We start from the raw sequence: 24,208 nt of genomic DNA, 5'->3' as shown, positions 1-24,208 counted from the left end.
TGATATATGATTAGTAATAATGTACTTGATAAAGATAGTAAAGGAGAAGCAAATAAATTAGAAAACTTTTTATTTTGGGGAATAACTATTGACATTTTTTTCTTACCTTATTTATCAAGCATATCAATTAGTATCTCTGTAATTTTAGTCATTTTGTGGATGATAATAAGAGTTAAGAATTTGAAAGTATATAAAGAGGAAGCTTTGTTTGTATTTATGGCTATTCTAATGTTATTTGGAACATTAATTAATCCTCTGTATAGTGGAAGAGCTAAATTTGAAACATCATTTATTACTGCTATAAAGAGATACATTCAGTTTGTTTTATGTTTTGGTGTATATTTTTTTTATAAGGATTATTTTAAAAATAATAATGTTGATATAGAGAGAATTCTGATATTATTTATTTTTTATATTGCTTTCTTTGCACTATTATATAAAATATTTCCACACATATATGCTAACATAAAAATCAAGTTAAATCCAGCAGATAATCACACCAGAAGATATTTGTCTAATCAAGTTCAATATAGATTTAACTATTTATGGACTGATCCTAATAATATATCTTATATGTTATCGGGTATAGCTGGTCTTCTAATTTTTAAAGACATTAATTATTTTAAAAAAAATGTATTATTGATATTAATTTGTTTTACTGAATTATGTACTGCTAGCAATGGTGGTATTATAATGTTATTGTTAGTATTATCTTTACAAATCATATATAAATGTTTATATTTAATAAAATCAAAAATTAATATCAATAAAATATTATTTATGTTATTTCTATTGGTTTTGCTAATTCTTATTTATAGATATACAAGTTTATATATATATATATATAATAATTATATTAGAATTACTTTAGAAAGAGCTAATTATTATTCATCAAGTTCAGGGGGACGTTTTGAAGATTTAGTAAACTCTTTTAAATATCTCGAGCCATTTATGTTAATATTAGGATCAGGTAACGAGGGTTTCGCTTCCGAAATTGGGCATATATATTGGATAGGTATGTATGGAGGTATCTCTTACCTAATTTTTATGTATATAATGTTTAGAATTGAACATTATAATAATATTAAAAATTATTTATGGATGATTCCATTTTTTGTTGGATTCACAATGAATATAGCAATTGGTGAGTACAAATGGATGGCTATTTATTTATTTTTATTAGCATATTCACGCTATGGAGGTATGGCTAATGAATAAAAGCAAACAGCTTATTAAGAATACTATAATTTTAAGTATTGGTAATTTAAGTACTAAAATATTAACATTTTTGCTATTACCATTGTATACAGCTGTCTTATCAACTGATGACTATGGTCTAATCGATGTTTTAATTACTTTTAGCGGACTCTTGGTTCCATTTGTCACTATGGAAATGGGTTCAGGTGTATTTAGATTTTTAATAGAAAAAGAAACTATACTTGAAAAGAAGCAAGTTATTTCCACAGGAATAATATCCTCATTAGTTGGTATATCAATTTCTACAATATTAATACTAATAGTAAGTATTTTTTATAAAATACCACACTTTACTGCTTTCTTAATGTATTATTCTACTACATCGCTATTAGTAATAGTGTCCAATATAATAAGAGGTTTTGGAAATAATGTATTATATTCTTTTTCAAATTTTATAATAACTTTGAGTTCTCTTATCTTTAATGTTATCTTTATAGTTTGTCTAAAAAATGGGGCAGTATCTATTCTAATTTCAGCATCCATTGGTAATACCATAGGTATATCTCTTATGATAATTGGAGAAAAACTATGGAAGTATATAGCTGTTAAAAATTTTGATAAAATAACATATAAAGACATTACTGAATACACTTTACCTTTGATACCAAATACTGTATCATGGTGGGTCGTTAGCGCATCTGATAGATTAATAATTTTATTATTCTTAGGAGCCTCAGCAAATGGTATATACGCTATATCAAATAAAATACCCGGGATTTATGCTACATTATTTACGGTATATAGTCTAGCATGGACTGAATCAGTTTTAAGAAATGAAAGCGATAGTTTTTTTGTAGAGAATACCTTTCATAAAAGTGTAACAATCATGTCATATACTCTTTTAGGAATTATAATCTGTACAAGTTTATTTTTCAATAAACTAATAGGACCGAATTATCAGGATAGTTATTGGCATATATTTATACTATTAATTTCTATTTTTTTATCATCTTGTTCGTCGTTATTAGGAGCTATACTTAGCGCTAAATATAAGAGTAAAATGATTATGAAAACAACTATAGTTGGAGCTTTATTAAATATATTATTAAACTTTGTTGGAATTAAAATAATAGGTCTTTACGCTGCATCTTTATCTACGCTGATTTCTTATTTCGTTATTCTATGTGTGCGACTTAACAATTGCAAACAATGGTATAATTTAAAGTTGTACAAAAGAGAAGATATTTTATTTATTCCTCTTATAGTTTTAACTATTTTTTCTTTTTCGATAAGATATATATTGTTAAATATAACAAGTATTTTTTGTATAGTTTTATTATTCAGCATACAAAATTATAAATCGATTTTAAGTGGTTTTAAACTATTATTAAATAAAATACAAAAGTTTAAGAGGGATTAAATGATTTGATACTGCTTTATATAAGGAGATAATATGAAAAAAATTATTAGACATGCACTTCTGTTACTTAGATCTATAACTTATTATCTTTATACTTATTTTCATATTAAAGATAACAAACTATGGTTATTTGGTGCGTGGAAAGGAACAACCTATAATGACAACTCCAAGTACCTTTTTGAATATGTTCTAGAGAAACACCAGGAAATTAATGCTTTTTGGTTGACTAAAAATCAAGATGTGTATGATTATTTAAATAATAAGGGTTATCCGGTTAAATTTTATCCATCAAAAGAAGCCAATAAAATGATTGCTGAAGCCGGATACTTATTTCAAACAGAAGGATTTAAGGATATAGGTTATTTTCCAGTTGCAAGAGCCAAAGTTATACAATTATGGCATGGAAGCCCTATAAAAAACTTAGCTTGGTTTAAAAGAAACAGTAACGCTTTAAAAGATATATTTATAAGATTAGAAAATGGGGATAGACGTAAATTTCGTTGGACTAGTACTTCCGATTTTTATACCAGGTTTCATAATAAAGTATTTGATATACCTATAGATAATTTTATTAACACTGGCTCACCAAGATGCGATGCAATCATGATGCCTGGTGATTCTTTAATTGATAAAATTAAAACGAAAAATGATTTTAATAAAACAATATTGTATCTCCCTACACATAGAAATTGGGGAGATGATTTCAATTTTGACTTCATTTTAGAGGGATTGAATATAGTTGAAAAAAAACTTAGTGGTTCTAATATATGCTTTGTTTATAAACCGCATCCAAATGAAGCAAATTTAATAAAATCAAAAATTCCTAACTTTAAAAATATAATTGTATTAGATGGCCTTTCACAGGAGCAACAGGATTTATATGGATATTTATATAAATGTGATATACTAGTTAGTGATTATTCAAGTGTAGCTATAGACTATTTACTTCTGGATAATCCAATTGTTTTGTTTCCATACGATTTGGAAAATTATATTGAAAATGATGGTGGAGTGACAAAAGAATATTTTGATTTACAAGTTGGTCCTTTTACTTATTCTTGGGATCAAATGATTTTAAAAGTATTAGAATTATTAGAGAATGATACCTGGAAAGATAAAAGATATGCTGCTAATAAATTCTATAATGAATTTAATGATGGGAATAGTTGTGAAAAAATAGTAGATTATATATTGAATGAAATATAAATTAAAATCTATATTGGAGGTATATATGTCTTTATTTAAGAATAAAATTTTAATGATAACAGGAGGTACTGGTTCTTTTGGTAATGTTGTTCTGAATCGTTTTTTGGAAACAGATATAAAAGAAATTAGAATATTCTCACGTGATGAGAAAAAACAAGACGACATGAGGCATAAATTTCAAACAAGCATGCCTGAAGTTGCTGACAAGATAAAATTTTACATTGGTGATGTAAGAGATTTGGAGTCTTGTAGAAGTGCGATGAGAGGAGTAGATTATATTTTCCATGCAGCAGCACTTAAGCAAGTTCCATCATGCGAATTCTTCCCAATGGAGGCAGTAAAGACAAATGTAATTGGCACTGATAATGTGCTTACAGCTGCAATAGAAGAAGGGGTTGAGGCTGTAATCTGCTTATCAACCGATAAGGCGGCTTATCCAATAAATGCTATGGGTATAACTAAAGCTATTGAAGAAAAAGTAGCAATAGCAAAATCAAGGAATTCTGGAAAGACAAAAATTTGTTGTACTCGATATGGAAACGTAATGTGTTCTCGTGGATCTGTTATTCCACTTTGGATTGACCAAATAAAATCAGGAAATCCAATCACTGTAACGGAACCTTCTATGACTAGATTTATCATGAGCCTTGAGGAAGCTGTTGATCTTGTACTATTTGCCTTTGAGCATGGCGAAAATGGAGATCTTCTAATTAAGAAGTCCCCAGCTTGTACTATACAAACTCAAGCTGAAGCAGTTTGTGATTTGTTCGGTGGGAAAAAGAAAGATATAAAAGTTATAGGAATACGCCACGGTGAGAAAATGTACGAAACACTCCTTACTAATGAAGAATGTGAAAAAGCGATCGATATGGGCGATTTTTATAGGGTCCCTGCTGATAATCGCAGTTTAAATTATGATAAGTATTTTAAAGATGGGGATTCTAAAAGAAATACTATAACAGAATTCAATAGTAAAAATACAAGGATGCTTAGCCTGGAAGAAACAAAAGAGACTATTGGAAAATTAAGCTATATTCAGGAAAGACTTCTAGAAGATTAAAGAGATAAGTTATGAATTATAATTTTAAATGGAAAAATAATGGCAAAACAAAAGTTTGTATAGGGCTAGGAACTAGACCAGAAATAATTAGACTTGCTGCAGTTATTAAAAGATGTAGGGAATATTTTGATACTTGTGTAATATATTATAATCAAAATTGGGATAAAAATTTAAGCACTGTATTTTGGGAAGACTTTGAGTTAGAGAATAACGAAGGAGAATTTGGCCCTGATATTCTTATACCTGTTGTTGGAGATAATCTAGGTGTGACTTGTGGTAATATTTTAGCGAGAAGTTATGAAGTTTTAAAAGAATTAGATCCAGATGGATACCTTGTATTGGGAGATACTAATTCGTGTCTATCTGCAATATCTGCTAAGAGACTACATATTCCACTATTTCATATGGAAGCTGGCAACAGATGTAAAGATGAATGTCTCCCTGAAGAGACAAATCGTCGCATAGTAGATGTAATATCAGATGTTAACTTACCTTATTCTGAAGCAGCTAGACGATATCTAATTGAAATGGGAATGCCAAAGGAAAGAACTTTCGTAACTGGTTCACCTATGGCTGAAGTTCTAACTATGAATTTGGATGAAATTAAGCAGAGTGATGTTTTGGATAGATTAGGTTTAGAAAAGGACAACTATATTTTATTATCAGCCCATAGGGAAGAAAATATTGACACGGAAGAGAATTTTATTAGTCTTTTTACTGCGATAAACTCTCTTGCTGATAAGTATGATATGCCTATACTTTATTCTTGCCATCCTAGATCAAAGAAGAGACTAGAGAAAAGCGGATTTAAATTAAATCCTAGAGTTAGAGTTAGTGAGCCTTTAGGATTTAATGATTACAATAATTTACAAATGAATGCCCTAGCCATTATAAGTGATAGCGGGACACTTCCAGAAGAAAGCAGTTTCTACCTTTCTATTAATCATCCAATTGCTGCTGTATGTATAAGGACTTCAACTGAAAGACCTGAGGCACTAGAGTCAGGAAACTTTATTTTGGCAGGTATTACAACTAAAGAACTCCTTAATGCTACAGATATGGCAATAAAGATGAAAAGAGACTGTGTTGTTGGTAAGCCATGTCCAGACTATACGGATAAAATTGTATCGATGAAAGTTGTAAGAATTATTCAGGGATATGTAAATGTAGTTAACAAGATGGTTTGGAGAAAAAATTAGTTAGTTTGGGGGAGGTTTTCTAATGAATATTCTTGTCACAGGATCAAAGGGAATGGTTGGAACTTCACTTGTAAATAATTTAAAAAATATAAGAGATGGGAAAAATAGAACTAGACCTAATATAAAAATAGATGAAATTTATGAATATGATATTGATAGTAGTGAAGAAGATTTAAACGAATATTGTAAGAAAGCTGATTTTGTATTTAATCTAGCTGGTGTAAACAGGCCTGAGAATCAAGAAGATTTTATGAAGGGAAATTTTGGCTTTGCAAGTTTACTTTTAAATACTTTGAAAAAATATAATAACAAGGCAGGAATAATGCTATCGTCATCTATCCAAGCTACGCTATCTGGACGATTTGCCGAAAGTGAGTATGGTAGGAGTAAAAATGCTGGTGAGGAATTATTCTTTGAGTACCAAAAAGAAACAGGATCACCTGTATTTATATACAGATTCCCTAATCTTATGGGTCATTCTAGACCAAAATATAATAGCGCTATTAGTACATTTTGCTGGGCGATAGCAAACGATGAAGACTTCACAGTTAATGATAGAAATACGGAGCTTGAAGTATTATATATTGACGATTTAATTGAAGGAATGTTTGATTTGCTTGAAGGGAAAGAAAAACATTGCGATTATAGTGGAGTAGATTCTATTATAGATGATGAAGGGAAATACTGTTTTGTTCCAACAACTCATAAAGTAACATTGGGTGAAATAGTTGACTTACTTAAAGAGTTTAAAAATCAGCCTATTAGCCTAATGATTCCCAAAATGCCAGAAGGTTCATTTACAAAGAAGCTATTTAGTTTATACTTGACATATCTTCCTAAAGATAAATTCAAATATAATCTTAAGATGAATACTGATAATAGAGGAAGCTTTACAGAGCTAGTTCATACTGAAGACTGCGGTCAAGTATCAATTAATATTAGCAAACCAGGTATTACTAAGGGTCAACACTGGCATAATTCCAAATGGGAGCAATTCATTGTTGTTCATGGGTATGGTCTTATACAAGAGAGAAATATAAATACAGGTGAGATTGTTGAATTTGAAGTTAGTGGAGATAAAATCGAAGCTATCTATATGATTCCAGGCTGGACTCATAATATTATTAATTTATCTGAAACTGAAGATTTAGTCACTGTAATGACTTGTAATGAAATATTTGATAAAGATAAGCCTGATACATATTTTGAAGAAGTATAATATAAAAGTTGATAGATTAAGTTACTTAAATTAGCGCAGAATTTAAAATTACAATATAAGACTTATTAGAATTGCCTAATTATTTTTTTACATTATAATATTACTTGAATGGAGGTATTATGAAACGAATAATAACTTATGGTACATTTGACTTGATACATTATGGACATATTAATTTATTAGAAAGAGCAAAAGCTTTAGGTGATTATTTAATTGTAGCTATTTCTACTGACGAATTTAATAATTACGAAAAACATAAGAAAACATATTTTACTTATGAACAACGTAAAAGATTGGTAGAAGCCCTAAGATGTGTCGATTTAGTTATTCCTGAGAAAAATTGGGATCAAAAAAAAACAGATGTTCACCTCTATGATATAGATACATTTGTAATTGGTGATGATCGGAAAGGGAAATTTGATTTTCTTGAAGATGAAGGGGTTGAGGTTGTATATCTCCCAAGGACCCCTGAAATTAGTACTACACAAATAAAGAGAGACTTAAACAATAATAAATAATTAATATATCATTGTAGAAAATAATAAATATAATTTACAAATTTAGGATATTAAAGAAGACTCTAGGGTCACAAATAAAGGTTGTATTTAAAACGTGTTGACGAGAGTTTATGATGCTTTTGTCAACACAATTTTTTATTAAATAAGTTGTAAAATTAAATGCGACACTAGAATAAAATAGAAAACTCATACTAACTTCGTGTAAAATGTTAATAACGACAAAAACACACACGGAGGTTAATATGAGCTATAAACATCTTACCATAAATGAGAGAAATAAGATAGAGGTACTAAGAAAAGAGGGCTATTCTTCTAGAAGAATAGCAAAAATTTTAGGTTTTCATCACTCAACAATATCTAGAGAATTAAAAAGATGTGATAATGATTATGAAGCTGTCTATGCCCAAAAAGATAAGATGGAAAAATCATCATCTAAAGAAAGAAAACCAAAAGTTGATGATAATATCACTAAATGTATATCGGAAAAACTTCATAAGAAGTGGTCTCCTGGGCAAATAGCAAGCACTGTATGTAAAGATATTGTATGCTTTAAAACAATATATAATTGGATTTATTCAGGAATTATAGACTTTGATATTTCCAATCTAAGAAGAAAAGGAAAATCTAGAAAAGCCAAAGAAACAAGAGGTAGATTTAATATTGGTAAATCAATAAATAAAAGACCTAAAGAAGTTAAAAAAAGGAATACTTTCGGCCAATTAGAATTAGATACAATTGTGTCATCCAGAGGTAAAAGTAAAGGTTGGCTAGCAACATTTGTAGAAAGAAAAACTAGATTTTACATAGCCTTACCTATGATAGATTGAAGTAAAAATTCTATGCTAAAAGCAATTGACAAGCAAATTAAATCCTTACCATTAGAAGCTTTAAAGACTTTCACAGCTGATATAGGCAAAGGATTTGCTTGTTATGAAGATGTTGAAAAAAGTGGTATAAATTTCTACTTTGCTGATACATATTCAGCATGGCAAAGAGGAAGTAATGAAAATTCTAATGGTCTGTTAAGAGAATATTATCCTAAGAAGACAGACTTATCTAAAATATCTATTAATGAGCTGATTAAGAACTTAATGGAGCTTAATACCAGACCTAGAAAATGTCAGGAATATCAAACTCCATTTAATTTATTTATGCACGAACTTAGTTTGATTTAGGTGTCGCGATATTATTTGCAATTCATCATATAATTAAAGAAGAATATTGGAATAATATTAAACTAATTGTTAAAAAAATAATTTAATAGGATAAATTATGAATTTAATTTTTACTATAGACGCACAGGAAAAGGAGAGCAATCATACTCTCCTTTTAAAATTAATCTCTTTTAAATATGTCTCTAGTGTATACTTTATCTATTACATCATCTAGTTCAGAATCATACCTATTAGCAATTATAGCTTGGCTATTTTTTTTGAATTTTTTTAGGTTATTTACTACTTTTGACCCGAAGAAGGTGTCGCCGTCTTTTAGGGTTGGTTCGTAGATTATTACTTTTGCTCCTTTTGCCTTTATTCTTTTCATTACGCCTTGGATAGATGATTGTCTAAAATTATCAGAATTTGATTTCATTGTTAGACGGTAGACTCCTATGGTGCAGTCTTTTTCCATTTCTGGTTGGTAGTCGCCATCTGAGTTATAATCGTAGTAGCCAGCTATACTTAGGACTTGGTCGGCTATGAAGTCTTTTCTTGTCCTGTTGGATTGGACAATGGCGGAGATCATGTTTTGTGGAACTTGGTCGAAGTTGGCTAGAAGTTGTTTGGTATCTTTTGGTAGGCAGTAGCCACCGTAGCCGAAGGATGGATTGTTGTAGTGGCTGCCTATTCTTGGATCGAGGCATACTCCTCTTATTATTTCTTCTGTGTTTAAATTTTTGCTTTCAGCATAGGTATCTAGTTCGTTAAAGTATGATACTCTAAGGGCAAGGTAGGTGTTAGCGAAAAGCTTTACTGCTTCTGCTTCTGTAAAGCCCATAAAGAGGGTTTCTATATCCTTTCTGATTGCCCCTTGTCTTAAAAGACTTGCAAAGATTTCTGCCTTTTCTCTACTTTTTTCATCGCAAGATACTATTATCCTTGATGGGTAGAGGTTATCGTAAAGAGCCTTGGACTCTCTAAGAAATTCTGGGCTAAAGATTATATTTTCAGTATGATATTTTTCTCTGACGGACTTAGTGTAGCCAACGGGAATAGTTGATTTTATAATCATCATAGCCTTTGGATTTACCTTTAGGACTAATTCAATTACAGCCTCTACTGCTGAGCAATCGAAGAAGTTCTTCTTGCTATCGTAGTTGGTAGGAGCTGCGATTACGACAAAGTCGGCGTCCTTGTAGGCAGACTCGCCATCAAGAGTCGCTACTAAATCGAGGTCTTTTTCGGCTAGGTATTTTTCTATATAGTCGTCTTGGATAGGGGAGATTTTCTTGTTTATTAGGTCTACCTTCTCTGGGATGATGTCTACCGCCCTTACTTGGTTGTGTTGGGATAGAAGAGTCGCTATAGACATTCCTACATAGCCTGTACCTGCGACTGCAATTTTGTATTTTTTATCAATTGCTATAATATTTTCTATCTTTTCTTCCTCGAAAAGGTCCACAATTTCAAAATCAAGGACTTCGCCTATGGCTTGAAGCTGGTCGATAGAAGGAATGTAGTCAGCTTGTTCTAGGCGACTTATCATAGCCCTGTTGATGCCGGTCATCTCGGCAAGCTTAGCCTGGGTGAGTCCCATCTCTTTTCTTTTGTTGATGACAGTATCTGCCATTTTTTCTATTGATAGTTTTTTCATTACTTCTCCTAATTAGTCTTTTGATGTTAGTATCATATTCCTTATAGGAGAAATGTCAATATAAATAACACAGAATAATATTTGTATGATTAATTTTATTACATTGAGTTTTTGAGTAACATTTCAACTGCTCTTATTTGTAAATGAATCATTTTTCTTGACGTCTTAATGTTTCATGACTCTGAGAATTACTAGTTAGATTTCTCGTCGCTTCCCCGTGGAAGCTCTGTCGAAATGACACACACCTGTCATCATTAATGGAGTTGTCCCAATGAGTGTAACGAATTGAGGAAACTCCTTAATCGAGGCTTTTCGAGATGAGCATTTATATATTTAAGCGAATCCGAAAACTACCGTCGAGGAGCGAAGCGACTTGATGATCTCTTTCTTTGACGTCATATATTTACTTAGGTCTTAGATAAACTAATCAGATTCCTCGTCGAAATCTGCGATTTCTCTGTCGACGGTAGTTTGCGGGCTCAGGTCTAGCGACCTTCACCTCGCAAAGCCTCGATTAAGGTCTGCCATCAATTCACTTGCGTTTATTGTGGTCAGGACCATTATTAATTGTGTGACTTATATAGTTTGATATACTTTCCTAAGCTCCTTTATTCCTAGACTTAGGCGGTTGGCTACTGTTTTTGGGGAGAGGTTCATTTTTTGACCTATTTCTTTGTTTGTTAGGTCTTGGTAGTATTTTAGTTTTAGGATGAGGGAGTTTTTCTTATCGATTTTCTCCAAGCTTTTTCTTATTTTTTTCTCTTCTTCTTTTTGGACTAGGTCTTCTTCTAGGTCAGCCTTTCCAGGTATTTCTTCTATTATTTCTACGCCCTTGTCGTTTTTTTCGTAAATTGAAGTCGGTCTTTTCTCTTTTGCCTTGTCTAGGAAGTAGTAGCGGAGCTTGTTTTGTAGATAGTTACCAAAAGTTCCCCTTCCTTGTTCATAGCTTCCTATGGCATCAATCAGGATCATCCTTGCTTCATCTATTGCCTCATCTTCTTCGAAGGCACTGAATTTCTTTACTGTTTTAAGTATCAGTGGCTTGTAAGCTGCCATTATTCTCTCAGAATTGTCTAAAGTTATTTTCATAATATTTCCTTTCCGAGAGCTCTCTTTTGTCGACATCATAATCATAAATGAAATGGCATAAAAAGTTTAATCGGCCTAAGGCTTGATAGTTTCTTACTCAAACCTTAAAAGTCTTTTGTAAAAATAAAACAGACGATTAAAGGCTAAAAGCCCGATAATCGGGAAAGATAAGCCTATTTTTTCTATATATAGGTGAAAGGAGGTTAATACTTGCGAGAGTAAGGAGAAAATTTTAAAGAAAGGAGTGGCGCACTTTCTTAATCTCTTGAGAATAGCTTTGTGATATTTAAGTTAAGTCAACTAAGGATTTATGCCTTTTAGTTTGTCTTCTTAAATGAGATTGCATTGATAGATTTTTAAGAAAAGGACGAAATTTTGCCTAGAGCAAAAAACCGTCCTCATGCCGAAAAAACTATGGACATCATTAAAATAATTAGTGAACTTGGCTTTCCTGTCGCCATTTGTCTAATTTTAATCTTTCAAATCAATGGAAAGATAGACAGGATATTGATAGATACTAAGGAAATAAAAAGCAAAATCGGCCTAGTCTAAGACTGGGTCAAGGAGGTAAGATGACTAAAATTGACAAGATGATTGACTTTGCCATGTCCAAACATGGCAGGGTCAGCTATTCAATGGCCTATCCCCAAAGGTTGGGGCCAGAAGCTATGGACTGTTCGTCCTTTGTCTACTATTCATTAATAGCTGGGGGATTCCTTCCGCCATCAACTAGGATTGGTAATACCGAATCCCTCTACAAGCTAAGGGGGAGAGTCCTAACAGAAATTTATGACTATAACAAGGTTCGTAGGGGAGACATTTTCATAAGAGGAGTGGAGGGACACTCTGCTGGAGCCTACGGCCATACGGGGATTTTCCTAAGGAAGGGATCAATTATCCACTGTAACTACACAAACAATGGTGTATCAATCAATGATGAATCATCCTATATAGGCTACTATCTCGACTGTAAGCGTTCCTGTGAGGAAAGATACTTTAGACCCATAGAAAATGGTAAGTATGAAAGGCTTGGGATTTGGAAAAAGGGAAGAGGCCTTGTCCATGCCATTAGCAATGTAAGGGAGAGACCCACGACTAAAAGTAACATTGTAACCCACTACTATCCAGATGATACCATAAACTACGACCTTCTCGTAAAAAGTGATGGATACTTTTGGCTATCCTATATAGGAAATGAAAGCGGCCTAAGAAGATATGTTGCCTACGCTGATGATGAGGGCAACTCTTGGATAGATGTTTAAAAAAATAAAAAAAATCGGGAAGAATTGAGAGATTTTTCTATATATAGGTGTAGGGCCTACAAAATAAGAAAATAAGGAGAAAAAAAATGAAAGTAAAAATTATGTATGAATTGGCAGATAAGCTAAGTGGAAAAATCAAGAAAGCATCAAAAACATTCTCAAACTTTGTAAAAGGTATATCAGATGAAAGCCTAAAGGAATTCGTAAGAGCCTATACTAGCCTAATGGATGTAGAAAAAGAAGTTGCCATGAAAATCGTAACAAGTGAATTAGCATAAGGAGGAAATAGAATATGAATCAAGTATTAAAACTACAATTTGCAGATGAACAAGGAGCAAAAAGGATTATATCAATAGATAAGCCAAAAGGAAATTTGGATGAAAATGCCATAAACAAGGCCATGGATGAAATTATAGCATCAGGTTCCCTAGCCACCAAAAATGGTAAGCTAACAAAAAAAGTAAAAGCCTATCTAGAAACAATTGAAATCAAAGAATACAAGATAAACAAATAAGAAGAAAAGAGGAAGAGCCAGCGAAAGCTGGCTTTTTTGCTGGGTTGAGAGCTTAATGAGTTTTTTTGCTAGGCTATTAGATTTACTAGTCAGATTTCTCGCCGAAATCTGCTATTTCTCTGTCGACGGTAGTTTGCGAGGCGAAGCAGTGCTAAGCCCGAAAACTACCGTCGAGGAGCGAACGCCCCATGTCATCGTTAATGGAGTTGTCCCAATGAGTTTACGAATTGTGGAAACTCCTTAATCGAGGCTTTTCGAGATGAGCATTAATATTATAAGGCGAATCCGAAAACTACTGTCGAGGAGCGAACGCCCCCATGTCATCCTGAGGAAGAAGCTTCGCTTCTGACGTGAGGATCTTTTCTTTGATTTCTTATTGTTACTTGGCTATTAGATTTACTAGTTAGATTGCTCCTCACTTCGTTCGATCGAAATGACATGTAGGTCTTCCAACGATTCACTTGCATTCATTGTGGTGAGGAGGGATTTATTTTCTTCAAAATTTTTATATATTTCTTTAATTTTGTAGAAAAAGTGTAAAAAGCTTGTTGAATTTTAAGGTGTTTTAGTATAAACTATTATATAGATGTACTTTTGTAAACAACACTACTATAAGGAGAAAATTAATGAATGAACAAGAAATTGATTTAATTGAATTGTCTAAGAAGTTAGTCAAACATTTGCCTATGATTTTTTTATTTGCAATTGTTATAGGAGCATTGAGTTTTGTTTTGTCTAGCTTCATTATTACGCCAAAGTATGATTCTAATGCTACTATGATCGTAAGCAATTCTACTCAAAATAATGATCAGAACCCTCAAGCTAATGTCGATTATGGTCAAATCCAAGCCAATAAGGCTCTTATTTCTACATATTCCGAGATTGTTAAGTCCAAGGGTATAGCTGATAAGGTTATTAAAAATCTAGGCCTTGATATGGATTATGAGGAGTTTTCTTCTAAGGTTTCTATTGAGCCTGTGAAGGATACACAAATTATTTCTGTAAAGGTTGTCGATACTATTCCTGAGAGGGCTATGGATATTGCTAATGAAACTGCTAATATTTTTAAGGGTTCTATTGGCGATATTATGAAGGTTGATAATGTACAGATTCTCGATGGAGCTACCCTTCCAGAAGAGCCTTCTTCACCTAAAATTGCAAAAAACACAGCTATCGGTTTAGTTTTAGGATTTGTACTTGGTATGGCTGTTGCCTTATTTAGGGAATTAGCAGATTCATCTGTAAATAGTGCAGAAGAAGTTACAGAGTTTTTTGATATACCAGTCATTGGTATTGTGCCAGATAGAAAGCAAGGAAATTAGTATGAGTAAGAAAAACACTTATTATAGTGCCTCTATGTATGATGAGGCGATTCGTTCGGTTAGGACAAATATACAATTTAGTAGCTTGGATAAGAAAAATAAGATTATAGCTGTAACATCTACCAAGCCATCCGAGGGTAAGTCTACAGTTATTTATAAGCTCGCCAAGTCTTTTGCGGATAATGGTGAGAGGGTAATCCTTATAGATTGTGACTTGAGATCTCCTTCTCTTTATGAGATAGCAGGAATTAATGATAATGTTGGCGTTACTAATTATCTAACAGGCAAGGTTAGTATACAAAGGGCAATAAACAAAGATCGTGCCCAGGCAAATCTCGATTTGATTTTTACAGGTCCAGTTCCACCAAACCCTGCCGAGATTTTAGCATCGCAAGTTTTTAAGAAATTAATTGAAGATTTATCAGAAGTTTACGATTATGTCTTTATTGATACACCACCAGTTGGTCTTTTCACAGATGCTTCTATAGTCTCTACCTTATGTGATGGGGTAATCTTTGTTATCAAGTCTTCTGATACCAAGAAGGAAGATATAACTTTGGCCTTGGATAATCTTAAAAAGGTTGACGCTCACATTCTAGGTGCAGTTCTTACCTATGTTCCAATGAAAGATAAAAGGTATGGGAACTATTATTAGATGATAGATATACACAATCACATAGTCTATGGAGTAGATGATGGATCGAGGTCAATAGATGAGAGTCTTGCTATGGTTGACTTGTATATGAAGTCTGGTTTTAGCGAAATAATCGCTACAAGCCACTTTGATAGGTCAAGATATATGGTCGATGCATCAGAAATTCGAGATAAAGTTTCTATATTGAATGAAAAGATAAAAGAAAAGGGCCTAGATTTTAAGATTTATCCTGGTCATGAAATTCAAGTTGAAGTAGGTATGGAGAAAAAGCTTGCCTCAGGAGAGCTTCTTAGGCTTAATGATACAAGATATGTCCTTTGTGAGCTATCTTTTGTGAATAAGCCTAATTTTTTGAAGGACTTATTCTATAATCTTCAGCTGGATGGTTATGTGCCAATTATAGCCCACGCTGAAAGGTATCCTTATGTAGCAAGAGATATTGATTGGCTAATAGATTTTATTAAAATGGGTGCACTTATTCAGGTTAACTACTCATCTATTAAGTCAAACTACGAAACTATCAAAAGCTTATTAGAAAGAAATATGGTTCATCTTATTGCTACTGATGCCCACCAATCTGAGTGGAGAAATCCCTATATCAATGAATATAAGGAAGAGATTCTAAAAATTGTATCAGAAGATAAGTTCTATAAGCTAAGCACGAGTAACCCTTCTCTTGTTTTAAGAGATCAATTTATCCCAAGTGAGCGTGAAAAAATCTTAATAGATAATAAAAAAGAGAAAAGAAGCATATTTAGTTTTTGGAGAAGAAGATGAAGTTGAAATATATATTTTTATCTGCAATCATCCTATTGAGTCTTAACTCTTGTAATAAAAAAGAAGATAACTATCAAGCAAAGAACATACAGGTAGAATCAGTCTTTGACAAGAAAGAAGACCAAAAAAAGGCTGAAAAGTCAAATGAGGATAAAAAAGCAGAAGAAAAGACTGAAGTAAAAAAACAAAAGCCAGCAAAAGAAGAAAATAAAAAGAAAAAATTCAGGACAAGAGATACTACAAATATGAGAAGTGAGCCAAATACTGTGGAAGACAATATCTTAGTAGCTGTTCCTGGTGGAAGTGAGTTTGAGGCTTTAGAAGAAACAAAGGGCGAGGACGCAGACTGGATAAAGCTTACTTTTGAAGGTAATACAGGTTTTATAAGAAAAGACATGCTAGAAGAAATTAAATGAGACAAAAGACCGTTAAGAAATTGACGGTTTTTCTTTTGGGAAAATTGAGATGGATCTCTTTTCTGATACCATATGCTTGTTTGGGTCTTAATTTTACTAGTAAGATTCACCGTATGCCACCATGTCATCTCAAACGAGTAAGCTTGCTTTCGAGGAGGGATCTTTTTCTTTGACGTCATATATTTATTTAGGTCTGAGATAAACTAATCAGATTCCTCGTCGAAATCTGCGATTTCTCTGTCGACAGTAGTTTTCGGATTCTCCTTAGCGGATCATCTCGAAAACCTTGATTAAGGTCTGCCATCAATTCACTTGCGTTCATTGTGGCCAGAACCATTAGGAATGACAGGTATGTCTGCCATCAATTCACTTTCGTTTCTTGTTGCAAGTATCATTCGAAATTACAGGAGGAATATTTTTCTAGTATCCTCCATTTATATTTATTATATCGCCAGTGATGTAGGAGGCTTCTTCTGATATTAGGTAGGCTACTAGGTTTGCTATTTCTTCTGCTTTGGCGAATCTTTCCATGCCTACTTCTTTTTTTAGTTCTTCTAGTTCTTCTTTGGAGAAGTCTTTTGTCATCATGTCGGTTTCTACTATGCCTGGGGCTATGGCGTTTACTCTTATCTTGCTTGGGGCAAGTTCTTTGGCGAGGGATTTAGTGAGGCTGTTTATGGCACCCTTGCTTGCAGAGTAGGCGCTTTCCATGCTTGAGCCTTCTTCGCCCCAGATTGAGGAGATGTTTATTATGACTCCTTCTTTTTTCTCTAGCATCTTTCCTACGGCTCTTTTGCTTGTTAGAAAGACAGAGTCGAGGTTGGTCTGGATTATTTTCTGAAAGCTTTCATAGGGGGTATCTTGGATAAGGGAGTAGTGGGCGATTCCTGCGTTATTTATGAGGATGTCGACTGCTCCTAAGTTTTTTTCTATGGTGGCAAACATTTCTTCTACTTGGTCTTCTTTGGAGACGTCTGCTCCTATGGCTATGGTATAGGGATTTGTTTGTCTTAGTTCTTCTAGGAGGGATAATGCGGCTTTCTTACTTTCCCTGTAGTTAATGGCAATTTTGTAGTTTGGGTTGAGTCTTCTTGCTATGGCCTTGCCTATGCCACGAGAAGAGCCTGTTATTAATACTGTTTTCATATTACTATTTTATCACATTGCTTATCTTATTAATATAGGAGACTTTGGGTATGAATATATTATAGATGTAAAGGAGTTTTTATGAAATATTACACACTAAATGACGGCTTGAGGGTCCCAGCCCTTGGTTTGGGGACTTACAAGATTGAAGATGAGAAGATTATAGATGAGGTTATTAATGCGGCCTTCGATTTAGGCTATGAGTATATTGATACAGCAAGTTTTTATAATAATGAAGAATATATAGGAAAGGCACTTAGTCATTCTTCTAAGAAGAGGGCTGATTATATGCTTGCAACTAAGGTTTGGCCATCTGCCTATGGACTTGATAAGACTAAGAGATCTATTGATGAATCTTTAAAGAAGCTTGGGACTGATTATATTGATGTTATCCATCTTCATTGGTTTGGCAAGGATTTTGATGAGGCTTGGAAGGTTTTTATGGACTACAAGGATCAAGGGATAGTAAGGTCTATTGCGGTTTGCAATTTTATGCCAGAGCAAGTGGAAAAGTTATTGGAAGTGGGAGAGGCTCCATCTATGGATCAATTAGAAAGTCATTTGTTCTTGCAAGATAGAAAGACTAGAGCTTTTCTTAGGGAAAAGAATATCAAACACCAGGCTTGGAGCCCACTAGCAAGGACTAGGGGAGGTCTTTTAGATGAAGCTATCCTAAAAGATATAGCTTATAAGTATAACAAGACCCCTGCCCAGATAGCTTTGAGGTGGAATATTAATCAAGATACTATGGTTATACCAAAATCAGTTCATCCAAATAGGCTAAAGGAGAATATAGATATATTCGACTTCGCCTTGGATGATGGTGATATGAAGGTATTGGCAAGTCTTGATAGGAGACAAAGATTCTCTCAGGATCCCCTAGATCAAGATTGGCTAGAAAAAATTAGACATATGTAGCTAGCATGTCTTACTTTTTTATTAGTTTTGTGTTGATTTAAAGCAAAAGACCCCTCTAGAAGGAATTTCTTCTAGGGAGGTCTTATTTTTATTTGTCTTTTGCTTGGAGATATTTGTCTATGTTTTCTGCGGCTTTTTTGCCTGCACCCATGGCAAGTATTACTGTCGCAGCACCACTTACGGCGTCTCCTCCTGCGAATACTCCGTCTTTGGTGGTCATTGTTGTATCGTCTATGATGATTCCGCCCCAGCTTTCTGTGTCGATATCGTCATTGGTTTGTTTGATAAGTGGGTTTGGAGATTGACCTATTGAAATTATTACAGAGTCGAATTCTACTTCTTCATATTCGCCAGTTGCTACTGGACGTCTTCTACCAGATTGGTCAGCTTCGCCTAGGGCCATTTTTTCTACTTTTACTTTTTTAACCCAGCCATTTTCGCCTATGATTTCTACTGGATTGTGAAGGTTTAAGAAGTTAATTCCTTCTTCTCTGGCGTGGTGGCTTTCTTCAAGTCTAGCTGGCATTTCTTCGAAGCTTCTTCTGTAGACTACTGTTACATCTGCTCCCAATCTTTTGGCAGATCTTGCAGCATCCATTGCTACGTTTCCTCCACCTACTACACAGACTTTCTTTCCTATGTGGACTGGTGTGTCGTATTCTGGGAACTTGTAGGCCTTCATTAGGTTCATTCTTGTTAAAAACTCATTTGCTGAGTAGACCCCGTTGAGGTTTTCTCCTGGTATGTTTAGGAATTTTGGAAGTCCTGCTCCTGTTGATAGGTAGATTGCTTCGAAGCCTTGGTCGAAGAGGTCTTTTAGGGACATGGTTCTTCCTACTATGGTGTTGGTTTGAAGTTTTACTCCAAGACCTATTACGTTTTTAAGTTCTGTTTGAACTAATTTTTTTGGAAGTCTGAATTCTGGGATTCCATACATTAGTACGCCTCCAGCTGTATGGAAGGCATCAAACATTACTACCTTGTAGCCAAGCTTAGCGAGGTCGGCTGAGCAAGAAAGTCCAGAAGGACCTGCTCCTACAACGGCAACTTTTTTGTTTTTGCTGGTTACTTCGACTGGCTTGTTGTAATTTTTGCTATTTCTATGATCAGCTACAAATCTTTCGAGTCTACCGATTGCTACTGGTTCATCTCTTCTTCCCCTAGTACAATTTCCTTCACATTGGTTTTCTTGCGGACAAACTCTACCACAAATAGCTGGAAGGTTGTTGGTTTCTGCGATTTTTTCGTAGGCTCCATCTAGGTCGTCTTCTAGGAGAAGGCTGATAAATTCTGGGATTTGTACTCCAACAGGACAACCAGAAACGCAAGGTCTGTTCTTGCAGTGGACGCATCTTGTCGCTTCTTCCTTAGCCATTTCAAGTGTATAGCCCAAGCTTACTTCATCAAAGTTCTTATTTCTTACATTTGGGTCTTGTTCTGGCATTGGAACTTTAGTTTTGGACATATTGAATTTAGCCATGTCTTACCTCCCCAGTTATATTGCAAATATGCTCACGTTCTTCTGTGACATAGTTTCTAGCTCTGTTCATAGCTTCGTCGAAGTCTACCAAGAATCCATCAAAGTCTGGTCCATCAACGCAGGCAAATTTCATCTTGCCACCTACACTTAGTCTACAGCAACCACACATGCCTGTTCCATCTACCATGATTGAGTTCATGGATACAGTTGTTGGAATATCGTATGGTCTAGTAACTCCTACTACATTTTTCATCATTATAGCAGGGCCTATGGTTAAGACATGATCGTAGTTTTTGCCTTCTTTGATTAGATCATCAAGGACTTGGGTTACGAAGCCTTGTCTACCATATGAGCCATCGTCTGTAGTTATGTACAAATTGTCTGAACAAGCTTTTAATTCGTCTTCAAGGATGATAATGTCCTTGTTCTTAAAGCCCATAATAACATCTACATTGGCGCCTAGCTCATGTAGGTATTTGGCTTGAGGATAAGCAATAGCTGTACCAAGTCCACCGCCTACTACGCATATATTCTTTCCTTTAAGATCGTCAAGATCGGTTGGCTTGCCTAGTGGTCCAACGAAGTCTAGGAAGCCATCTCCTGCCTTTAGTTTGTCCATTCTCATGGTTGTGCCACCTACGATTTGAACAATGATTGTAACGTTTTCTTCATCTGTTTCAGATATGGTAAAAGGAACTCTTTCTCCTTTTTCGTCTAGCCTTAGAATAATAAATTGACCTGGCAAGGCTTTTTGTGCTATAAGCGGAGCCTTGACAACAAATTTTATTGTATTCTCATTCAAATTGGTTTTTTCTATAATTCGTGCCATAAATTTCCTCCTCGTAATATAATATCAAATCATCTACTATTTTACAATAATGATGCAAAATATTTAGTAAATAGTAGAGTATGTGATAACTAAGAAAGAGGGCGATTTTTAAAAGAAAAAGCAATATTCCAACAAGTATTTACTTAAAAAATTTATTCCTTACTATAGACCTCACAAGAAAATCTTAGCATCTTTTACTAGCATAAGTTAGCGACTCTTACTTCTCCTAGCTTAATTCTTGACGAAACGATAAGTGCCTTAGACAACAAAAGAGAGGTCCTTATCCAAAACTTGCTTGAGAAAATATATAAGGCTAGGACTACCCTTAGCATAGCCACAGTCTTTTTTTATCCAAATATAAAAATGCTTATTAACAAACTTTTCAAGGTGCAATGATTTTAGGACTTAAAGTTGTATAATGAAATAATAGAAAAGGAGTATATATGGCAAAAATTTTCGGCAAAATCTTGCATGGATTCGCAAGCCTTATTGGAAATATCTTTACAGTTTTAATAAATATTATGAATGTCATAACCATGACCTTTGAAGGAATAAGGCAATTGTTGTTTTTAGTCTTTATATTTGGCTGCTCCGGCTTTGTCTTTTTTCCCTTCATAGCCTTGGCTATACCGAGAAAATTGTGGACAGTCATCTTTATAATATTGATAATACCAATCCTAGGTCCTAAATTTATTTCTATGCTCAAATATGGCAACTACACTCTTACAGAATGGATGTATGATAGGGCAGATAGCCTAATAACAGGAAAGAAAGTGGGCTTCGATAGCCTTTCTGATTATTCAAACAAGTACAAGTTTGAAAGGCAAGAGGAAAGAAGAAGACAAGCAGAAGAAGCCGCAAGAGCTAGTCAAGAAGAGATGAATAGAAGATTTGAAGAAATCTTTAGGGGCTTTAGCTACACAAATTTCAACCAAGGCGACTGGCAATCTTATGATACAGGTTCATCCTATACTAACATGACCAACGACTTAGGCTTTAAAGAAAAATACGAAAGATCATGTGATACTCTTGGTCTTAATTATCAAACTGATATCTATCAAGTAAAACTAAACTATAGGAAGCTTGCAAAGCAATATCATCCAGATATCAACAAAGAAGAAGGTGCAACCGAGAAATTCCAGCAAATAAATGATGCCTACGAATTTCTAACAGAGGCAAATATCAACAAATACAAGTCTACTTATAGTTAGGAGATTTTATGGTAAATGAAGCAATAACTAGCCTCGATAAGGCAGTAATCCTTTCAGAAATTGCCTCAAATGCGGGGGCAATAATGCTTGCCAATGGAGCAGAAGTCTATAGGGTAGAAGATACAATTGAAAGGATAATAAGGTCAAAGAAAAATATCAAAGACGTAGATGTATATTCAACTACCAATGTAATAGTAATATCTTTTTCCTTTAACGATGAAATCCACACCAACATTAGAAGGGTAAAATCAAGAACCAACAACCTTTATTTTATAAACAAGGTAAATTCATTTTCAAGGGACTTTGTCAATGGCCAATACACCCTCAATGATGCCTGGGATGAATTACAAAAAATAAAAAAAGACCCAGGTCAACCCTACTGGATGCAAGTAATGGGCTCTGCCATATCCTCAGCTGCCTTCCTTTTGATGCTTGATGGAAATTTTACAGATATGCTTATTTCCTTTATAGTTGGCCTAGTATCCTACATAATAAGCTTTCAATTCCAAAAGGCGAAATTCGGTTTCTTTTTGGTAAATTTTATAGCAGGAATAGTAGTAGGTGTAATGACCCTTTCCTTTAGGTATTTCTTAGCTGACATAGAAGCAAACAAAATTGTTATAGCTTCAATGATGGCATTTTTGCCGGGGATAACCCTAACTAATGCTATGAGGGACTTGATGAGTGGAGATGTTACAAGTGGCTTGACAGGTGCTACCACTGCCATACTAATATCTACTGCCCTAGCCCTAGGCGTAGCTATGCCAATAACAATAGTAAGCTACTTCTTATAAGGAGGATAAATGTATAGCTATCAATTCATCATATCATTTATTTGTGCAATAGGCTTTGCCCTAGTATTTCAAACACCGAGAAAGCCCCTTCTCATATCCTGCCTAAATGCAGGAATAGGCTGGGTAATATATAGATATATAACAAACAAAACAGGCTCTGCCTATATGGCAACCTTCGTTTCAGCCTTTGTGATTGCTCTAATCTCAGAATACTGTGCCAAAATATTTAAGTATCCAGCTATAATCTTTATAGTACCAGGAGTAATAAACCTCTGCCCGGGAGAAGCAATATTTAACACGATGAAATACTTTATTGACAATGAAAATAATATGGTACTACTAAGCCTTTTCAAGGCCATGGCCCTTGCAGGCTCAATAGCCTTTGGTATTCTCTTATCCACATCATTTTCAACAAATATCAAAAACTTTAGAAGAAGGAAAAAATAAATGAAAAAAATAATATATCTAGCAGGGGGATGTTTTTGGGGAGTAGATGCCTATTTTTCTAGCATAAAGGGAGTTTTAGAAACAGAAACTGCCTATGCCAATGGCAAAACGAAGAAAACTTACTATGAAAACCTAAAAACAACAGACCATGCTGAAACAGTAAAAATAACATACGATGACGAGCTAATAAGTCTAAAAGAAATCCTAGAATACTTCTACTACATAGTAGATCCCTTTTCCATAGACAAGCAAGGAAATGATAGGGGCAGACAATATAGGACAGGAATCTATGCAGAAGATGAAGAAACTTTACAAATTGCTAGGAAATTTCTTGAAGACAAACAAAAAAATGAAAAAGAAAAAATACAAATCCAAGTAGAAAAACTAAAAAACTATGTAAAAGCAGAAGAATATCACCAAGATTACCTAAAGAAAAATCCTCTGGGCTACTGTCACATAAAGCTATCAGACAAGCCTAAAATCTAGACTTTAAATAAAAAAATCAAGATGGGAAAACTCGTCTTGATTTTTTTATAAAAAATTTGACAGGCATAATCAAACATGGTATTATGTATTAGTCGGCAAGAGCTGACACAAGAACCAAACAAATTAAATAGACAATAACATAACCTAAAATTCTTTTGAAATAAAGGATAACAAAAAAAATCACGCATCAGACAAAAGTCAGATGTAAATGAATAAGCCAGAACAAAAAACG

25 protein-coding genes and 1 pseudogene are annotated in these 24,208 nt (G+C 33.9%); 21 read left to right on the top strand and 5 right to left on the bottom strand.

The annotated features are described in order from the left end of the window. The first annotated feature begins 6 nt into the window (after nt 1–6). The 8 genes and pseudogenes from P6936_RS02590 to P6936_RS02555 all read left to right on the top strand — a co-directional run bounded on the left by P6936_RS02590 (nt 7) and on the right by P6936_RS02555 (nt 8,994). On the top strand, nt 7–1,218 hold the full coding sequence (locus P6936_RS02590) for a hypothetical protein (RefSeq protein ID WP_276880745.1): 1,212 nt from the start codon (nt 7–9) through the stop codon (nt 1,216–1,218). After that, the gene (locus P6936_RS02585) at nt 1,211–2,617 is read left to right on the top strand and encodes a lipopolysaccharide biosynthesis protein (RefSeq protein ID WP_276880744.1); all 1,407 of its coding nucleotides are present in this window, start codon (nt 1,211–1,213) and stop codon (nt 2,615–2,617) included. Before P6936_RS02590 ends, P6936_RS02585 begins: the two co-directional genes overlap by 8 nt. A 33-nt stretch (nt 2,618–2,650) precedes the next feature. After that, on the top strand, nt 2,651–3,823 hold the full coding sequence (locus P6936_RS02580; RefSeq protein ID WP_276880743.1) for a CDP-glycerol glycerophosphotransferase family protein: 1,173 nt from the start codon (nt 2,651–2,653) through the stop codon (nt 3,821–3,823). Nucleotides 3,824–3,848: 25 nt separating this feature from the next. Further along, a complete protein-coding gene (locus P6936_RS02575) occupies nt 3,849–4,883 on the top strand; it encodes a polysaccharide biosynthesis protein (protein ID WP_276880742.1) in 1,035 nt (344 codons plus the stop codon). An 11-nt stretch (nt 4,884–4,894) separates the two neighbouring features. Beyond that, the gene (locus P6936_RS02570; protein WP_276880741.1) at nt 4,895–6,082 is read left to right on the top strand and encodes a UDP-N-acetyl glucosamine 2-epimerase; all 1,188 of its coding nucleotides are present in this window, start codon (nt 4,895–4,897) and stop codon (nt 6,080–6,082) included. 22 nt (nt 6,083–6,104) lie between these two features. Next, the gene (locus P6936_RS02565; protein WP_276880740.1) at nt 6,105–7,301 is read left to right on the top strand and encodes an NAD-dependent epimerase/dehydratase family protein; all 1,197 of its coding nucleotides are present in this window, start codon (nt 6,105–6,107) and stop codon (nt 7,299–7,301) included. A 119-nt stretch (nt 7,302–7,420) separates the two neighbouring features. Continuing rightward, entirely contained in the window at nt 7,421–7,819 is a 399-nt protein-coding gene (gene tagD / locus P6936_RS02560; protein WP_276880739.1) for a glycerol-3-phosphate cytidylyltransferase, read from the top strand. Between the two features lie 242 nt (nt 7,820–8,061). Next, a pseudogene (locus P6936_RS02555) lies at nt 8,062–8,994 on the top strand (IS30 family transposase). Nucleotides 8,995–9,154: 160 nt separating this feature from the next. Here the strand turns inward: P6936_RS02555 and P6936_RS02550 are convergent. Continuing rightward, nucleotides 9,155–10,630 carry a nucleotide sugar dehydrogenase gene (locus tag P6936_RS02550; protein WP_276880738.1) on the bottom strand — a complete coding sequence of 492 codons (1,476 nt, stop codon included), beginning with the start codon at nt 10,628–10,630 and terminating at the stop codon, nt 9,155–9,157. 576 nt (nt 10,631–11,206) lie between these two features. Beyond that, complete coding sequence (locus P6936_RS02545; RefSeq protein WP_276863718.1) at nt 11,207–11,719, bottom strand: sigma-70 family RNA polymerase sigma factor; 513 nt, start codon at nt 11,717–11,719, stop codon at nt 11,207–11,209. 375 nt (nt 11,720–12,094) lie between these two features. Here P6936_RS02545 and P6936_RS02540 point away from each other — a divergent pair, with 375 nt between their 5' ends. The 8 genes from P6936_RS02540 (at nt 12,095) to P6936_RS02505 (ending at nt 16,665) form a co-directional block, all read left to right on the top strand. Beyond that, complete coding sequence (locus tag P6936_RS02540) at nt 12,095–12,271, top strand: hypothetical protein (protein WP_156440783.1); 177 nt, start codon at nt 12,095–12,097, stop codon at nt 12,269–12,271. Between the two features lie 20 nt (nt 12,272–12,291). After that, nucleotides 12,292–12,981, top strand: a complete 690-nt coding sequence (locus P6936_RS02535; protein WP_276880737.1) for a peptidoglycan amidohydrolase family protein — start codon at nt 12,292–12,294, stop codon at nt 12,979–12,981. 86 nt (nt 12,982–13,067) lie between these two features. Then, nucleotides 13,068–13,259: a hypothetical protein gene (locus tag P6936_RS02530; RefSeq protein WP_004837267.1), complete on the top strand. Its 192-nt coding sequence runs from the start codon at nt 13,068–13,070 to the stop codon at nt 13,257–13,259. A gap of 14 nt (nt 13,260–13,273) precedes the next feature. After that, nucleotides 13,274–13,495, top strand: a complete 222-nt coding sequence (locus P6936_RS02525; protein ID WP_004837268.1) for a DUF2922 domain-containing protein — start codon at nt 13,274–13,276, stop codon at nt 13,493–13,495. A gap of 626 nt (nt 13,496–14,121) precedes the next feature. Continuing rightward, nucleotides 14,122–14,817 (top strand): YveK family protein, encoded by a 696-nt coding sequence (locus P6936_RS02520; protein WP_004837269.1) that lies wholly within the window; start codon nt 14,122–14,124, stop codon nt 14,815–14,817. A gap of 1 nt (nt 14,818) precedes the next feature. Next, on the top strand, nt 14,819–15,472 hold the full coding sequence (locus P6936_RS02515) for a CpsD/CapB family tyrosine-protein kinase (RefSeq protein WP_276880736.1): 654 nt from the start codon (nt 14,819–14,821) through the stop codon (nt 15,470–15,472). Beyond that, nucleotides 15,473–16,249, top strand: coding sequence for a tyrosine-protein phosphatase (locus tag P6936_RS02510; RefSeq protein WP_276880735.1), 777 nt, complete (start codon nt 15,473–15,475; stop codon nt 16,247–16,249). Continuing rightward, nucleotides 16,246–16,665, top strand: a complete 420-nt coding sequence (locus P6936_RS02505; RefSeq protein ID WP_276880734.1) for an SH3 domain-containing protein — start codon at nt 16,246–16,248, stop codon at nt 16,663–16,665. Before P6936_RS02510 ends, P6936_RS02505 begins: the two co-directional genes overlap by 4 nt. A gap of 420 nt (nt 16,666–17,085) precedes the next feature. Here P6936_RS02505 and ymfI read toward each other — a convergent pair whose 3' ends face one another. Then, complete coding sequence (ymfI, locus tag P6936_RS02500) at nt 17,086–17,811, bottom strand: elongation factor P 5-aminopentanone reductase (RefSeq protein ID WP_276880733.1); 726 nt, start codon at nt 17,809–17,811, stop codon at nt 17,086–17,088. A gap of 81 nt (nt 17,812–17,892) precedes the next feature. Here ymfI and P6936_RS02495 point away from each other — a divergent pair, with 81 nt between their 5' ends. Beyond that, complete coding sequence (locus tag P6936_RS02495; RefSeq protein ID WP_276880732.1) at nt 17,893–18,729, top strand: aldo/keto reductase; 837 nt, start codon at nt 17,893–17,895, stop codon at nt 18,727–18,729. An 88-nt stretch (nt 18,730–18,817) separates the two neighbouring features. Here the strand turns inward: P6936_RS02495 and gltA are convergent, their stop codons facing one another. After that, complete coding sequence (gene gltA / locus P6936_RS02490) at nt 18,818–20,209, bottom strand: NADPH-dependent glutamate synthase (RefSeq protein ID WP_060929860.1); 1,392 nt, start codon at nt 20,207–20,209, stop codon at nt 18,818–18,820. Then, complete coding sequence (locus P6936_RS02485) at nt 20,202–21,038, bottom strand: sulfide/dihydroorotate dehydrogenase-like FAD/NAD-binding protein (RefSeq protein WP_276880731.1); 837 nt, start codon at nt 21,036–21,038, stop codon at nt 20,202–20,204. Before P6936_RS02485 ends, gltA begins: the two co-directional genes overlap by 8 nt. A 443-nt stretch (nt 21,039–21,481) precedes the next feature. Here P6936_RS02485 and P6936_RS02480 point away from each other — a divergent pair, with 443 nt between their 5' ends. Genes P6936_RS02480 through msrA form a run of 4 tightly spaced genes read left to right on the top strand, consistent with a single transcriptional unit; the run spans nt 21,482 to nt 23,976 of the window. Further along, a complete protein-coding gene (locus P6936_RS02480; RefSeq protein ID WP_276880730.1) occupies nt 21,482–22,249 on the top strand; it encodes a J domain-containing protein in 768 nt (255 codons plus the stop codon). An 8-nt stretch (nt 22,250–22,257) separates the two neighbouring features. Beyond that, nucleotides 22,258–23,043 (top strand): threonine/serine ThrE exporter family protein, encoded by a 786-nt coding sequence (locus P6936_RS02475; RefSeq protein ID WP_060929857.1) that lies wholly within the window; start codon nt 22,258–22,260, stop codon nt 23,041–23,043. Nucleotides 23,044–23,052: 9 nt separating this feature from the next. Next, on the top strand, nt 23,053–23,490 hold the full coding sequence (locus P6936_RS02470) for a threonine/serine exporter family protein (protein ID WP_276880729.1): 438 nt from the start codon (nt 23,053–23,055) through the stop codon (nt 23,488–23,490). Beyond that, entirely contained in the window at nt 23,491–23,976 is a 486-nt protein-coding gene (gene msrA / locus P6936_RS02465; protein ID WP_276880728.1) for a peptide-methionine (S)-S-oxide reductase MsrA, read from the top strand. It begins immediately after the preceding gene. The last annotated feature ends 232 nt before the right edge of the window (nt 23,977–24,208 follow it).

This window comes from Anaerococcus tetradius (assembly GCF_947087635.1).
Lineage (GTDB): Bacteria > Bacillota > Clostridia > Tissierellales > Peptoniphilaceae > Anaerococcus > Anaerococcus tetradius.
The sequence above is the reverse complement of the archived record's forward strand: the minus strand, read 5'-3'. Positions and strand labels throughout refer to the sequence as shown.

Excerpts from the sequence above, each read along its gene's own strand:
- P6936_RS02565 (WP_276880740.1), top strand. The coding sequence starts at position 6,105 with ATGAATATTCTTGTCACAGGATCAAAGGGAATGGTTGGAACTTCACTT.
- P6936_RS02590 (WP_276880745.1), top strand. The coding sequence starts at position 7 with ATGATTAGTAATAATGTACTTGATAAAGATAGTAAAGGAGAAGCAAAT.
- ymfI (WP_276880733.1), bottom strand. The coding sequence starts at position 17,811 with ATGAAAACAGTATTAATAACAGGCTCTTCTCGTGGCATAGGCAAGGCC.
- P6936_RS02530 (WP_004837267.1), top strand. The coding sequence starts at position 13,068 with ATGAAAGTAAAAATTATGTATGAATTGGCAGATAAGCTAAGTGGAAAA.
- P6936_RS02515 (WP_276880736.1), top strand. The coding sequence starts at position 14,819 with ATGAGTAAGAAAAACACTTATTATAGTGCCTCTATGTATGATGAGGCG.
- P6936_RS02575 (WP_276880742.1), top strand. The coding sequence starts at position 3,849 with ATGTCTTTATTTAAGAATAAAATTTTAATGATAACAGGAGGTACTGGT.
- P6936_RS02545 (WP_276863718.1), bottom strand. The coding sequence starts at position 11,719 with ATGAAAATAACTTTAGACAATTCTGAGAGAATAATGGCAGCTTACAAG.
- P6936_RS02520 (WP_004837269.1), top strand. The coding sequence starts at position 14,122 with ATGAATGAACAAGAAATTGATTTAATTGAATTGTCTAAGAAGTTAGTC.
- P6936_RS02475 (WP_060929857.1), top strand. The coding sequence starts at position 22,258 with ATGGTAAATGAAGCAATAACTAGCCTCGATAAGGCAGTAATCCTTTCA.
- P6936_RS02485 (WP_276880731.1), bottom strand. The coding sequence starts at position 21,038 with ATGGCACGAATTATAGAAAAAACCAATTTGAATGAGAATACAATAAAA.
- P6936_RS02505 (WP_276880734.1), top strand. The coding sequence starts at position 16,246 with ATGAAGTTGAAATATATATTTTTATCTGCAATCATCCTATTGAGTCTT.
- P6936_RS02535 (WP_276880737.1), top strand. The coding sequence starts at position 12,292 with ATGACTAAAATTGACAAGATGATTGACTTTGCCATGTCCAAACATGGC.
- msrA (WP_276880728.1), top strand. The coding sequence starts at position 23,491 with ATGAAAAAAATAATATATCTAGCAGGGGGATGTTTTTGGGGAGTAGAT.
- P6936_RS02510 (WP_276880735.1), top strand. The coding sequence starts at position 15,473 with ATGATAGATATACACAATCACATAGTCTATGGAGTAGATGATGGATCG.
- gltA (WP_060929860.1), bottom strand. The coding sequence starts at position 20,209 with ATGGCTAAATTCAATATGTCCAAAACTAAAGTTCCAATGCCAGAACAA.
- P6936_RS02480 (WP_276880730.1), top strand. The coding sequence starts at position 21,482 with ATGGCAAAAATTTTCGGCAAAATCTTGCATGGATTCGCAAGCCTTATT.
- P6936_RS02495 (WP_276880732.1), top strand. The coding sequence starts at position 17,893 with ATGAAATATTACACACTAAATGACGGCTTGAGGGTCCCAGCCCTTGGT.
- P6936_RS02550 (WP_276880738.1), bottom strand. The coding sequence starts at position 10,630 with ATGAAAAAACTATCAATAGAAAAAATGGCAGATACTGTCATCAACAAA.
- P6936_RS02570 (WP_276880741.1), top strand. The coding sequence starts at position 4,895 with ATGAATTATAATTTTAAATGGAAAAATAATGGCAAAACAAAAGTTTGT.
- P6936_RS02525 (WP_004837268.1), top strand. The coding sequence starts at position 13,274 with ATGAATCAAGTATTAAAACTACAATTTGCAGATGAACAAGGAGCAAAA.
- P6936_RS02580 (WP_276880743.1), top strand. The coding sequence starts at position 2,651 with ATGAAAAAAATTATTAGACATGCACTTCTGTTACTTAGATCTATAACT.
- P6936_RS02470 (WP_276880729.1), top strand. The coding sequence starts at position 23,053 with ATGTATAGCTATCAATTCATCATATCATTTATTTGTGCAATAGGCTTT.
- P6936_RS02585 (WP_276880744.1), top strand. The coding sequence starts at position 1,211 with ATGAATAAAAGCAAACAGCTTATTAAGAATACTATAATTTTAAGTATT.
- tagD (WP_276880739.1), top strand. The coding sequence starts at position 7,421 with ATGAAACGAATAATAACTTATGGTACATTTGACTTGATACATTATGGA.